The organism is Mycobacterium simulans (assembly GCF_900232995.1).
Classification (GTDB): Bacteria; Actinomycetota; Actinomycetes; order Mycobacteriales; family Mycobacteriaceae; genus Mycobacterium; species Mycobacterium simulans.
The window spans coordinates 3,175,022-3,188,249 of sequence record NZ_OCVX01000003.1 but is presented as its reverse complement, the minus strand read 5'-3'; the positions used below and the strand labels follow the sequence as shown (position 1 = coordinate 3,188,249).

Sequence of the window (13,228 nt, the reverse complement as noted above, 5' to 3'; positions counted from 1 at the left end):
ATGTTTGGCCGGCTCCGCAGCCCTGCTACCGGCGAGTAGCCAGCTAAAGCCGAAGTCAGCGCGGGCCGGTGGAGGCAACAAAACCAAACTGTGGTATTGGTCACTTCCCGAACGTGATCGCTAATCACGCTTTCCGGCGACAGCCGCCGGGGCCGGCTCGATAACTAGGCGCTCTTGTCGCGGCGCTCGGCACGCGAGGGCTTGCGCGGCACGATCGTCGGCAACACGTTGTCCTGCACCGTCTCCTTGGTGACCACGACTTTGGCGACATCGTCGCGGCTCGGGATGTCATACATCACGGGCAGCAGGACTTCTTCCATGATCGCCCGCAGGCCCCGAGCGCCGGTGCCGCGGTGAATCGCTTGGTCGGCGATCGCTTCCAGCGCGTCGTCGGTGAACTCCAGCTCCACGCCGTCCATATCGAAAAGCCGGATGTACTGCTTGACCAGAGCGTTCTTTGGCTCGGACAAAATCTTGACCAACGACTCCTTGTCCAGGTTGGTCACTGAGGCCACCACCGGGAGGCGACCAATGAACTCCGGGATCAAGCCGAACTTGATCAGGTCCTCGGGCATCACTTCGGCAAAGTGGTCGGTGGTGTCGATCTCCGCCTTGGAGCGGACCTCGGCGCCAAAGCCCAAGCCGCGCTTGCCGACCCGCTCGTAGATGATCTTCTCCAGCCCAGCGAACGCACCCGCGACGATGAACAGCACGTTGGTGGTGTCGATCTGGATGAACTCCTGGTGCGGGTGCTTGCGGCCGCCCTGCGGCGGAACCGATGCCTGGGTGCCCTCCAGAATTTTCAGCAGCGCCTGCTGCACGCCCTCACCGGAGACGTCGCGGGTGATGGACGGGTTCTCGCTCTTGCGGGCGATCTTGTCGACCTCGTCGATGTAGATGATTCCGGTCTCGGCGCGCTTGACGTCGTAGTCGGCGGCCTGAATGAGTTTGAGCAGAATGTTCTCGACATCCTCACCGACATAACCGGCCTCGGTCAGCGCGGTGGCGTCGGCGATGGCGAACGGCACGTTGAGCATCTTGGCCAGCGTTTGGGCCAGGTAGGTCTTGCCACAACCGGTGGGCCCGAGCATCAGGATGTTGGACTTGGTCAGCTCAACCGGCTCGCAGCGGGAGTCACGACCCTTCTCGCCGGCCTGGATCCGCTTGTAGTGGTTGTAGACCGCCACGGCCAGCGTCCGCTTCGCGGTGTCCTGCCCGATGACGTAGCCCTCGAGGAATTCCCTGATCTCGACGGGCTTGGGCAGTTCATCGAGTTTGACATCGTCGGCGTCGGCGAGTTCCTCTTCGATGATTTCGTTACACAGGTCGATGCACTCATCGCAGATGTACACACCGGGACCCGCTATGAGTTTCTTGACCTGTTTCTGACTCTTTCCGCAGAACGAGCACTTAAGCAGGTCACCGCCGTCTCCGATGCGCGCCATGATGCTTCAGGGCCTACTTCCTGGTTGGTTCCTTGTCGCCTGTTCGTCTTGCTGTGCCGCGTGTAATCCCCGACGCTACCCGCTTATTGCGGCCCCGTGCGACCGTTAACGGCGAATAGCTTCGTTGATATTCACGGGATTTCCTGCCTCTTCGTCTGAATGAAACATATAGCCCGACGGGTCCTGTCACTCGTCGAGACGCGCAATCCGTGTCTCTGGCGTGTCGCGCTCGTTACGCCATCTTGAGCAGGCCCTCGAAAATCACCCTACAGTGACCGTGTGGAGTTGGTCGGCGATTCCGTGCTGATCAGCGATGGCGGTCTGGCCACCGAGCTCGAGGCACGCGGTGAGGATTTGTCTGACCCGTTGTGGTCGGCGAGGTTGCTGCTGGACGCCCCGCACAAGATCACCGCCGTGCACGCCGCGTACTTTCGTGCCGGCGCCATGATCGCGACCACCGCGAGCTACCAGGCGTCGTTCGAAGGCTTTGCGGCGCACGGGATCGAGCGAGACGGTCCCTTTGGGGCCATCGCGATGATGCGCCGCAGCGTCGAACTTGCAATGATCGCCCGAGATGAAGTCGGCATCGAGGGCCTCCGGGTCGCCGCCTCGGTCGGGCCATACGGCGCCGCGCTCGCCGATGGGTCCGAATACCCCGGCCGCTACGGACTGTCCGTCGCGGCGCTGACCCGATGGCACCGGCCGCGGCTGGAGGTCTTGGCCGCCGCCGGCGCCGACGTGTTCGCTCTCGAAACCATCCCCGATGTCGACGAAGCCGAAGCGCTCGTCGAATTGGTGCGCCAGCTCGGCGCGCCGGCGTGGCTCAGCTACACGATCGACGGAACATGCACCCGCGCTGGGCAACCACTCGCCGATGCGTTCGCAGTGGCGGAAGGAGTACCGGAGATCGTCGCGGTCGGGGTCAATTGCTGCGCGCCCGACGACGTGTTACCGGCTATCGGCCTGGCGGCCGAGGTCGGTAAGCCGGTGATCGTCTACCCGAATAGCGGTGAACGCTGGGATGGCCGCGCCTGGACAGGGCCGTCGCGATTCGACGCTCGGCTCGCCCCACAGTGGGTGACGGCCGGGGCACGCATTGTCGGCGGATGCTGCCGAGTGGGCCCGGCAGACATTGCGGCCTTGGCGGCCGCCGTATGCCCGCGAGCGTAACTAGGCTGCGATTTCCGGTGCTGATTTTCGCAGTGCGGTTACGCTCGCGACGAGCGAACCGTTAGGCGGTCTGCGCGGAAAGCTTCCGGTACTCGAGAACGGTGTCGATGATGCCGTAGTCCTTGGCCTCTTCGGCGGTCAGGATCTTGTCCCGGTCGGTGTCTTTCCGAATCACGGCGGCGTCCTTGCCGGTGTGGCGGGCCAGCGTCGTCTCCATCAGCGTGCGCATCCGCTCGATCTCGGCGGCCTGGATCTCCAGGTCGGAGAACTGTCCCTGGATCACGCCCGACAACGACGGCTGATGGATGAGCATGCGTGCATTTGGCAGGGCCATACGCTTGCCCGGCGTTCCGGCGGCCAGCAGCACCGCGGCCGCCGATGCGGCCTGACCCAGACACACGGTCTGGATGTCGGCCCGCACGTATTGCATCGTGTCGTAGATCGCCATCAGCGAGGTAAACCCGCCACCCGGCGAGTTGATGTACATGGTGATGTCGCGGTCGGGGTCCAGGGACTCCAGCACCAACAGCTGCGCCATGATGTCGTTCGCGGACGCGTCATCTACCTGGACACCGAGGAAGATGATGCGTTCCTCGAACAGCTTGTTGTAGGGGTTGGACTCCTTGACGCCAAAGCTGGAGTGCTCGATGAACGACGGCAGGATGTACCGCGCCTGGGGTGGGATCTGAGGATTCATTTCACTTCTCCATTGACTTGGGCGCGGGTGATGATGTGGTCGACGAACCCGTATTCCAGGGCTTCTTGGGCGGTGAACCAGCGATCGCGATCGGAATCCGCCATGATGCGTTCGATCGGCTGGCCGGTGAACTCGGCGTTGAGCCGGAACATCTCCTTTTTGATGACGGCGAACTGCTCGGCCTGAATGGCGATGTCGGCCGCACTGCCGGTCACCCCGCCCAGCGGCTGGTGCATCAGGATGCGGGCGTGTGGCAGCGCGTAGCGCTTGCCCTTGGTGCCTGCCGCCAAGAGGAACTGGCCCATCGAAGCGGCCATGCCCATCGCGTAGGTGGCGATGTCGCACGGCGCCAGCACCATGGTGTCGTAGATCGCCATTCCCGCGCTGATCGATCCGCCCGGTGAGTTGATGTAGAGGCTGACGTCCTTGGTCGCGTCTTCGGCGGCAAGCAACAGAATCTGTGCGCACAACCGGTTAGCGATCTCGTCGTTCACCTCCGAACCCAGGAAGATGATGCGCTCGGAGAGCAAGCGCTCATAGACCGAGTCCGTCAGGTTGAGACCCTGCGAGTTCGAACGCATGTCAGTCACTTGGCTCACAGTGGGACACCTGCTTTCTAGAGTTCTGTATGCATCGACACTAACCAACCGAGACGGCCGTTTGGCGGTCACGCACCCCTGAAATGGGCGCGTTCGCTCACAGCGTCAAGTCGTGGCCTCATCGGTCTTGTCAGCCGAGTCGGATTCCCCGGCTTCCTTGGCTTCCTTGGCTTCCTTGGCTTCCTCAGCCTCCTCAGCCTTCTCATCGGCTTCGTCCAACAAGTCCGTCACGTCATTTTCGGGTCGCTTGCCGAAGAACTCGCTGGTATCGATCGTGTTGCCGTCGGTATCGGTGACCGTCGCCGCCTGGGCCACTGCCTTGATGGCCAGCTCGCGGCGGACATCCGCGAACATGGACGGCAGCTGGTTGTGCTCTTGCAGGTATCCAAACAGCTGCTGCGGCTCGATGCCGTACTGCCGAGACGTCGTCACCAGTCGTTCCGTCAGGTCGTCCTGGCCGACCTGGATCTTCAGGTCATCGGCCAAAGCATCCAACAGCAGCTGCCTCTTGACGTCTTTCTCTGATGCGGCGCGTGCCTCAGCATCGAACGCCTCGCGCGACGAACCTTGCTCGACGAGCAGTTCATTGAACCTGGCCTCGTCGTGGTTGAGGCCGCTGAGGGCGCTGTGTATGACGCTGTCGTACTGGGCCTGCACATACGACTCCGGTAGCGGCACGTCGACCCGCTCAAGCAGAGCGTCCATCGTGGCGTTGCGAATCTGCTCCGCCTGCTGGGCGCGCTTAGCCTGGCGCACTTGTTCACCGAGGTTGGCGCGCAGTTCCTCGATGGTGTCGAATTCGCTTGCCAATTGCGCGAACTCATCGTCGGGTTCCGGAAGCTCGCGTTCTTTAACGGACTTGACCGTGACGGTGACCTGCGCTTCGTCGCCGGCGTGCTCGCCGGTCGCCAGCTTGGCCGTAAAGACTCGGGACTCATCAACCGATAGGCCGACGAGCGCATCGTCGAGACCTGCGATGAGCCGCCCGGAGCCGACCTCGTGGGACAGTCCCTCGGCGGCGGCGCCCGGTACGTCCTCGCCGTCGACCGTGGCAGACAAGTCGATCGAGACAAAGTCGCCGACTGCGACCGGCCGATCCACTCCGGTCAGCGTGCCGAACCGAGCCCGCAATGACTGCAGTTCGGCGTCGACGTCGTCGTCGCCGACCTCGATCGGATCCACCGAGACCGTCAAGGCGCTCAGGTCCGGGAGGGTGATCTTGGGTCGGACGTCGACCTCGGCGGTGAAGGCCAGGTCCTGGCCATACTCTTTCTTGGTCACCTCGATGTTGGGCCGGCCAAGCGGTTGGATTTCGGACTCAGCCAGGGCCTGTCCATACCGGCTGGGCAATGCATCGTTGACGATCTGGTCGAGCATCATCTCCCGCCCGAAACGTGCCTCGAGCAGCTTGACGGGCGCCTTGCCGGGTCGGAAGCCCGGTAGCCGCACCTGCTTGGCCAGCTCTTTGTAGGCCCGCTGGAAATCGGGCTCGAGCTCGGCGAAAGGCACCTCCACATTGATGCGAACCCGAGTGGGGCTCAACTGCTCGACGGTGCTCTTCACGGGTGTGCTCCTTGTGTCGTTTCGGGCGGCCGTAGCCGTAGCTGCAACGCTGGGCTGGTCGGGGTGACAGGATTTGAACCTGCGGCCTTCCGCTCCCAAAGCGGATGCGCTACCAAGCTGCGCTACACCCCGCACTGACCTCGCGATCCTACGGCCCGGCGGGTCCAGCCTCGCACACACCTCTCGGGGACCCGGGTCCTCACAGAGCGGTCACATAACAGCGTCGATTAGATTTGATCTCCGCCACCACGTACAGTCTCGCTCGACTAATACACGCGGGCGTAGCTCAATGGTAGAGCCCTAGTCTTCCAAACTAGCGACGCGGGTTCGATTCCCGTCGCCCGCTCGAGCTGATTGTGTGCTCAAGAAAGGCGCCATGAGCGACGTCCAAATCAAAGGCTCATGCGCGCCGAAATTCGACGGAGTGCGTGCGGCGTTCGAGCGCAACTTCGCGCTGCGCAACGAAGTCGGCGCTGCCGTTGCGGTGTGGGTGGACGGGCAGCTCGTCGTCAATTTGTGGGGCGGTACGGCTGACGCCGCCGGGACCCGGCCTTGGGGGGAAGACACCCTGGCCACCGTGCTGTCCGGTACCAAGGCGCTGACGGCCACCTGCGTCCACCAACTCGCCGACCGCGGTGAACTCGATCTGAATGCGCCGGTTGCCAAGTATTGGCCCGAATTCGGTCAATCGGGCAAGGAAGCCATCACGCTGGCCATGGTGCTGAGCCACCGCTCCGGCGTGATCGGGCCGAACAAGCGGATGAGCTGGGAGGACGTCGCCGACTGGGACTTCGTTTGCGACCAGCTGGCGATCGCGAAACCGTGGTGGGAACCGGGCACCGCGCAGGGCTACCACATGACCACCTTCGGTTTCATCCTCGGCGAGGTGTTCCGCCGGGTTACCGGTCGCACGGTCGGGCAATACCTGCGCACTGAGATCGCCGAACCGATCGGCGCCGACATCCACATCGGCTTGTCGCCTTTCCAGCAACGTCGCTGCGCGGATCGCGTGAATAAACCACACGCCCGGCAATTGCTGGCCGACGTCGACGCTCCCGGCTACCCGACCAGCCTGGATGAACACCCCAAGGCCGCACTGTCGGTGTCGATGGGATTCGCCCCCGACGACGAACTGGGCTCCAACGACCTCACACTGTGGCGTCAGCTCGAGTTCCCGGGTACCAACGGGCAGGTGTCGGCGCTCGGATTGGCGACCTTCTACAACGCGCTTGCGTGCGAGAAGGTACTCAGCCGTGAGCACATGGACCTGGTCCGGGTTTCACAGGGTGGCTTCGACACCGATCTGGTGCTCGGCCCCCGGGTTGCCGACCACGGGTGGGGCCTGGGCTACATGCTCAACCAGCGCGGCATCAACGGGCCCAATCGGCGAATCTTCGGTCACGGAGGACTGGGTGGCTCGTTCGGGTTTGTCGACTTGGAGTACCGGATCGGCTATGCGTATGTGATGAACCGGTTCGACCCCAGCAAGGCCAACGCCGATCCGCGGAGCGTCGCGCTGAGCAACGAGGTCTACGGGGTTCTCGGCGCTAACCCGAACGAACGCATCCGCTGAGCTGGCAGAGTAGGCGCGACGCCTACCTGGGCCCGAGTCCACCGGGTCCGCCGGGTCCACCGGGTCCACCGGGTCCGCCAGGCCCGAGCTGTCCGGGCGGAGGTCCTCCGGGTCCCCCGGGCCCGAGCTGTCCGGGTGCAGGCCCACCGGGTCCACCGGGGCCCCCGGGCCCCCCGGGCCCGTAGCCGGGCTGAGGATGGGGGTTAGGTCCAGGCCCTGGCCAGTTTTCGTGGCACGAGTTCCAGTCCCAGTTGTTGCCCCAGCCCGGATCCCAAAAATCACCTGGGCACCATTGCGGGAACGGAGCCGGCCGCGCCTGCGCGTCGGTCGCGACACCCAAGCCCGCCAGGCCCAAACCGATAGTCATTGCGAAAGTCGTTGCAGCTAAACGTGAAAAATTCTTCATGCGTGCATCAATACCCAGGTGAGCTGAAGCGAAACTGAAGGCGAGGGGCTGATTCCATGGCGTTCCATGGCGCTGCCAGTGCGGAAAATCACACTTGGCAGGTCGGACACCAAAACACATTCCGGCCGTCCAGCGTCGCGGTATGGATCGTCGCGCCGCATACGCGACACGGCTCGCCAGCGCGCCGGTAAACGTAAGTGCGAGGCCGTCCGGGCCGGTACGAGGGCGGCCCGTGGTCGTGCTCGGGGTGTACCACGATGATCTTGCCGCCGCGCAAGCCGATCTTCATCAGCGCCACCAGATCGGTCCATGCCGCGTTGAATTCGGCATCGGAGATCCGCTGCCCGGTCCGGTAGGGATCGATACGGTGCCGAAACAACAACTCGCTGCGATAGACGTTGCCCACGCCGGCGATGACCGTTTGGTCCATCAAAAGTGCTCCAATTGGCCTGCGGGACTTGGCGATCCGAGCCCATGCCCACGCCGGGTCAGCGTCGTTGCGGAGCGGGTCGGGTCCCAGCCGAGCCACCACGTCGCTGACTTGGCCCTCATCGATCACCTCGCACACCGTCGGGCCGCGCAGGTCGGTGCCGTATTCGGCGCCGACCATCCGCATCCGCACCTGGCCGACCGGTTCCGGAAGCGGTGTGTCGGCGGGACGTGCCCACTCAGTGAAGGTGCCGTAGAGCCCGAGATGTACATGCACGATCGGACCGTCTACGTAGTGGTGGAAAAGGTGCTTGCCCCACACGCTGGTGCGCCGCAACACCCGACCGTCCACGGCAGCGGCGGAATCAGAGAATCGGCCCTGCGGACTAGAGACCGCCACCGGCGCGCCGGCAAACCGGCGCTGATGCAGCCGGGCCAGGCGGTGCAGGGTATGCCCCTCGGGCACGGAAATCTTTCAGACCTGTGCGCCGGGCACTGGCGGCGCTTCGTGGGTACGCTCGTATTTGGCGAGAACGTCGATACGCCGTTGGTGGCGTTGGGCTTTCGACCATGGCGTCGTTATGAAAGCGTCGACGATGGCCAATGCCTCGGCGACTGTGTGCATGCGGCCGCCGATGCCGATCAACTGGGCGTTGTTGTGTTCGCGGGCCAGCGCGGCGGTCTGAACGCTCCACGCCAGTGCGCAACGGGCGCCGGGGACCTTGTTGGCGGCGATTTGCTCGCCGTTACCCGATCCGCCGAGGACTATGCCCAGGCTCTCGGGGTCAGCCACCGTGCGCGTCGCGGCCGCGATGCAAAACGCCGGGTAGTCGTCATCGGCGTCATAGCTGAACGCGCCGCAATCGATCGGCTCGTGTCCAGATTTCTTCAGGTGCTCGAAGATCTGCTGCTTGAGTTCGAATCCGGCGTGGTCAGCACCGAGGTAGACGCGCATGCCGGACATTGTGCCCGACACCGTCGCAGCACCCGCCGAGCGCCCGGCTCAGTCGAACTCGGGTGGCTCGGTGCGGGTTCGCTTGAGCTCGAAGAAGTGTGGGTAGGACGCGAACGTCACCGCGGCATCCCAGAGCTTGCCGGCCTCCTCGCCGCGGGGAATCTTCGAGAGCACCGGCCCGAAGAACGCCACACCGTTGACGTGGATGGTCGGCGTGCCGACGTCGTCGCCGACCGCATCCATCCCGGCGTGGTGGCTCTTGCGCAGGGCGTCATCGTAGGCGTTGCTGGTAGCGGCGGCGGCCAGCTCCGCGGGCAGGCCGGCGTCGGCCAGCGATAGCTTGATGACCTCGTCGAGGTCCTTGTTGCCCTCGTTGTGAATCCGGGTGCCCATCGCCGTGTACAGCGGATCCAATACGCCCGCCCCGTGGGCCTGCTCGGCGGCGATCGCCACTCGCACCGGCCCCCATGCCTTCGCCAGGCCTTCGCGATATTGCTCTGGCAGGTCTTCGCGGTTTTCGTTGAGTATGGCGAGGCTCATCACGTGGAAGTTCACCTCGATGTCGCGAACCTGCTCCACCTCGAGGATCCAGCGCGAGGTGATCCAACACCACGGGCACAGCGGATCAAACCAGAAATCGGCTTGGTCTTTCGCGGGGGATTTCTCCGGGGCCTTGTCGGGCATTGCGCGGTCCTCTCGTTGACGGTCGAACAATCGCTCAGCACAACCGCCGCCGCGATGAGTGTGTTCCCGCTGACTGCATGAAAGCCGCGTCAGCCCCGATCAGCCTTGCTCGCCCGGCGTGCCTGCAGCACCCATTCCGCCGCTGCCACCGTCCGCACCCGCGCCACCGACCGAACTCCCGGTACCACCCGCGCCACCGGCACCGCCGGCACCGCCGGTTCCACCGCTGCCCCCGGCGCCGCCGACACCGGACCCGCCGGCGTGGCCCAGCAGCCCACCTGCACCGCCGGCGCCGCCATTGCCGCCATCGCCGCCGTTGCCGCCATCGCCGCCGTCACCACCGTCACCGCCGGCACCGCCGTCACCGGTATGCACCTGGATACTGCCGGAGCCGCCGTTACCGCAACGTGACTAGTTCCTCAGCATCTCCGGGACTGCTGTGCTGGACGCTACCGAGGACGCAGCCGAGAGATGGTGCGTTTGTGTGAAATCGTGGGTGCTCGTCGTTGGCCGACAACCACCCAGCGACCAAAATCCACGTGTGTGCGCGGCTGTCGATAAGTTGTAGCGCGTGGCCCTTCCAAACCTCACACGCGACCAGGCTGTCGAACGCGCCGCCCTGATCACCGTCGACAGTTACGAGATCAACCTTGACGTGACCGACGGCTCAGGTGTTGGGGGCGGTCCCGGCGAACACACCTTCCGGTCCACCACCACCGTGGTATTCGACGCACTCGCCGGCGCCGATACGGTCATCGACATCGCCGCCGACACGGTGCGCAGCGCCAGCCTCAACGGTCATGACCTCGACGTGTCCGGGTACGACGAATCGACCGGGATTCCGCTGCGGGGACTGGCTGGCCGCAACGTCGTCATCGTCGACGCAGACTGCCGCTACTCCAACACCGGCGAGGGCCTGCATCGCTTCGTCGACCCGGTCGACGGCGAGACCTACCTGTACTCGCAATTCGAAACCGCCGACGCCAAGCGCATGTTCGCCTGCTTCGACCAACCCGACCTCAAAGCCACCTTCGACGTGCGAGTGACGGCGCCCAAGCACTGGAAGGTGATCTCCAACGGCGCGACCACGAACGTCGCAAACGGCGTGCATACCTTCGCCACCACACCGCGGATGAGCACCTACCTGGTAGCGCTGATTGCCGGGCCCTATGCCGTCTGGAACGACACATACCGCGATGAACACGGCGAAATCCCGCTGGGCATATATTGCCGGGCCTCGTTGGGCGAGCACATGGATGCCGAGCGGTTGTTTGCCGAAACCAAGCAGGGATTTGGCTTCTACCACAAGCATTTTGGCTTACCGTACGCGTTCGGCAAGTACGACCAGCTGTTCGTCCCGGAGTTCAATGCCGGCGCGATGGAAAACGCCGGTGCGGTGACGTTCCTCGAGGACTATGTCTTCCGCAGCAAGGTCACTCGGGCTTCGTACGAGCGACGCGCGGAGACGGTGCTGCACGAAATGGCCCACATGTGGTTCGGCGACCTCGTGACCATGAGCTGGTGGGATGACCTGTGGCTCAACGAGTCCTTCGCCACCTTCGCGTCCGTGCTGTGCCAAAGCGAGGCGACCGAGTACACCCAGGCATGGACTACCTTCGCGACCGTCGACAAATCGTGGGCGTACCGCCAGGACCAGCTGCCGTCAACGCACCCGATTGCGGCCGACATTCCCGATCTGGCCGCGGTTGAGGTGAACTTTGACGGAATCACTTACGCCAAAGGCGCTTCGGTGCTCAAACAGCTCGTCGCCTACGTGGGCCTGGAGCAATTCCTAGCCGGGCTGCGGGATTACTTCCGCACTCACGCATTCGGCAATGCCACGTTTGACGACCTGCTGGCCGCACTCGAAAAGGCGTCCGGGCGCGACCTGTCGAATTGGGGTCAGCAGTGGCTGAAAACCACCGGACTCAACACCTTACGTCCGGATTTCGACGTCGATGCCGACGGCAAGTTCACCCGGTTCGCGGTAACACAAAGCGGCGCGGCGCCCGGAGCCGGCGAGACCCGGGTGCATCGGGTGGCGGTCGGCATTTACGACGAAGACGTTTCGGGGGGAACCGGCAAACTGGTGCGGGTGCACCGGGAAGAACTTGATCTCGACGGTGCACGTGCGGAAGTTCCCGCGTTGGTTGGTATTTCACGCGGCAAACTGATCCTGGTCAACGATGACGACCTGACTTACTGTTCGCTGCGGCTCGACACCCAGTCACTGCAGACCGCGCTGGAACGCATCGCCGACATCGCTGAGCCGCTTCCACGGACCCTGGTGTGGTCGGCGGCCTGGGAGATGACCCGCGAGGCCGAATTGCGCGCTCGCGACTTCGTGTCGCTGGTGACCGGCGGGGTGCACGCCGAAACCGAGATTGGGGTCCTGCAGCGACTATTGCTGCAAGCGCAGACAGCGCTGGGCTCATACGCCGAACCGGGGTGGGCCGGCGAGCACGGCTGGCCGCAATTCGCCGACCGGCTATTGGAATTGGCGCGTGCGGCCCAACCCGGATCGGATTACCAGCTCGCATACATCAACGCGCTGTGCTCGTCGGTATTGTCGCCCCGGCACGTGGAGACGCTGGCGGGTCTGCTCGACCCAGGCCTTTCGGACCCCGCGGAGCTGGGGCTGGCCGGCTTGAAGGTGGACACCGACCTGCGGTGGCGCATCGTGACGGCACTGGCAACCGCGGGCGCCATCGACGCCGACGGACCGGCATCACCAAGGATCGACGCCGAAGCGGAGCGCGACCTGACGGCTGCCGGCAAGCGGTATGCCGCCCAGGCCTCCGCGGCGCGCCCGCAACTCGACGTCAAGGACAAGGCATTTACCACGGTGGTCGAGGATGACACCCTGGCCAACGCCGTTGGCCGCGCGATGATCGCGGGCATTGCGGCGCCTGGGCAGGGCGAGCTGCTCAAGCCCTTCACCGCGCGTTACTTCGAAGCGATCCCCGGGGTTTGGGCGCGGCGATCCAGTGAAGTCGCCCAGTCGGTGGTGGTCGGCCTCTACCCCTACTCGGACATCACCGAAGAAGGCATAGCTGCTGCCGACGAGTTTTTGACAGCCCCGGAATCAGAGGTACCGCCAGCGTTGCGACGATTGGTGCTGGAGGGCCAGGCCGCCGTGAAGCGAGCGTTGAAAGCACGCCGGTTCGACGCTGCATGAACACGCCCCTGCGAGTGTGGCGCTTTTGCGGAGCCGGCGCTACGCGCCACCCATGGCTCGTATTCAGAGCAGTGTGATCGGGCAACACAAGCCTCAGGAAAGTGCAGAAAGCGCACACCACTGTAGAAATTCAGCCAATTATCAACTGCCGAAACGAATTCCGCCTTTGTTTTGAACACGTGGCGGTTCGGCGGCTGGCTACCCCGATCGGAATGCAAGCGCGTCACCGCAGGCCAACCAAAACCGGCTGATGTGACACATGTCCGCAATCGCGTGCACCTTGACCCGGATTTAGTGCATCGCCGAAACGTTATGCACCCCAAACCTCATCGGCACTTCATATCAGATGCACTTCGTCTCGTCATGTCATGTTCAGGGGACGATTTAACCCTAGCAACTCCGACATAGCTGCAGTAACTACTTGCTTTGGATCGTCACGGGCAACATGGCCGTGTTGCGGATGACGCGAATGGGCAACGCTTTTCAGCAGCTTCCAGGTTTGGCCACTGCACGGAGGGGCCCGGCTCTC

At 64.0% G+C, this 13,228-nt stretch carries 11 protein-coding genes and 2 tRNA genes; 4 read left to right on the top strand and 9 right to left on the bottom strand.

The genetic code is table 11. The features are described 5' to 3' along the window. Positions 1-164: 164 nt before the first annotated feature. On the bottom strand, positions 165-1,445 hold the full coding sequence (gene clpX / locus MSIMFI_RS15210; protein WP_186243913.1) for an ATP-dependent Clp protease ATP-binding subunit ClpX: 1,281 nt from the start codon (positions 1,443-1,445) through the stop codon (positions 165-167). 279 nt (positions 1,446-1,724) lie between these two features. Here clpX and mmuM point away from each other — a divergent pair, with 279 nt between their 5' ends. Then, positions 1,725-2,615, top strand: a complete 891-nt coding sequence (gene mmuM, locus MSIMFI_RS15205) for a homocysteine S-methyltransferase (protein ID WP_191497826.1) — start codon at positions 1,725-1,727, stop codon at positions 2,613-2,615. Between the two features lie 61 nt (positions 2,616-2,676). Here mmuM and clpP2 read toward each other — a convergent pair whose 3' ends face one another. From clpP2 to MSIMFI_RS15185, 4 genes are all read right to left on the bottom strand, one after another. Further along, entirely contained in the window at positions 2,677-3,312 is a 636-nt protein-coding gene (clpP2, locus tag MSIMFI_RS15200) for an ATP-dependent CLP protease proteolytic subunit ClpP2 (protein WP_191497825.1), read from the bottom strand. Next, on the bottom strand, positions 3,309-3,911 hold the full coding sequence (gene clpP1 / locus MSIMFI_RS15195) for an ATP-dependent CLP protease proteolytic subunit ClpP1 (protein ID WP_191497824.1): 603 nt from the start codon (positions 3,909-3,911) through the stop codon (positions 3,309-3,311). The genes clpP2 and clpP1 overlap by 4 nt, the downstream gene beginning before the upstream one ends. Positions 3,912-4,016: 105 nt before the next feature. After that, a complete protein-coding gene (gene tig, locus MSIMFI_RS15190; RefSeq protein WP_191497823.1) occupies positions 4,017-5,474 on the bottom strand; it encodes a trigger factor in 1,458 nt (485 codons plus the stop codon). A 55-nt stretch (positions 5,475-5,529) separates the two neighbouring features. After that, a tRNA-Pro gene (locus MSIMFI_RS15185) sits at positions 5,530-5,606 on the bottom strand. A 143-nt stretch (positions 5,607-5,749) separates the two neighbouring features. Between MSIMFI_RS15185 and MSIMFI_RS15180 the strand changes: the two genes are divergently transcribed. Next, positions 5,750-5,820, top strand: a tRNA-Gly gene (locus MSIMFI_RS15180). A gap of 30 nt (positions 5,821-5,850) precedes the next feature. After that, on the top strand, positions 5,851-7,047 hold the full coding sequence (locus MSIMFI_RS15175) for a serine hydrolase domain-containing protein (protein ID WP_191497822.1): 1,197 nt from the start codon (positions 5,851-5,853) through the stop codon (positions 7,045-7,047). Between the two features lie 494 nt (positions 7,048-7,541). On the opposite strand, the gene MSIMFI_RS15170 is transcribed toward MSIMFI_RS15175, so the two are convergent. The 4 genes from MSIMFI_RS15170 to MSIMFI_RS15155 form a co-directional block, all read right to left on the bottom strand. Next, on the bottom strand, positions 7,542-8,348 hold the full coding sequence (locus MSIMFI_RS15170; RefSeq protein ID WP_191497821.1) for an Fpg/Nei family DNA glycosylase: 807 nt from the start codon (positions 8,346-8,348) through the stop codon (positions 7,542-7,544). 9 nt (positions 8,349-8,357) lie between these two features. Continuing rightward, positions 8,358-8,837 carry a ribose-5-phosphate isomerase gene (locus MSIMFI_RS15165; protein WP_191497820.1) on the bottom strand — a complete coding sequence of 160 codons (480 nt, stop codon included), beginning with the start codon at positions 8,835-8,837 and terminating at the stop codon, positions 8,358-8,360. A gap of 48 nt (positions 8,838-8,885) precedes the next feature. Then, the gene (locus tag MSIMFI_RS15160) at positions 8,886-9,521 is read right to left on the bottom strand and encodes an Rv2466c family mycothiol-dependent reductase (RefSeq protein ID WP_191497819.1); all 636 of its coding nucleotides are present in this window, start codon (positions 9,519-9,521) and stop codon (positions 8,886-8,888) included. 99 nt (positions 9,522-9,620) lie between these two features. Next, positions 9,621-9,896 (bottom strand): hypothetical protein, encoded by a 276-nt coding sequence (locus MSIMFI_RS15155; protein ID WP_191497818.1) that lies wholly within the window; start codon positions 9,894-9,896, stop codon positions 9,621-9,623. 196 nt (positions 9,897-10,092) lie between these two features. Here MSIMFI_RS15155 and pepN point away from each other — a divergent pair, with 196 nt between their 5' ends. Continuing rightward, on the top strand, positions 10,093-12,699 hold the full coding sequence (gene pepN / locus MSIMFI_RS15150) for an aminopeptidase N (protein WP_191497817.1): 2,607 nt from the start codon (positions 10,093-10,095) through the stop codon (positions 12,697-12,699). The last annotated feature ends 529 nt before the right edge of the window (positions 12,700-13,228 follow it).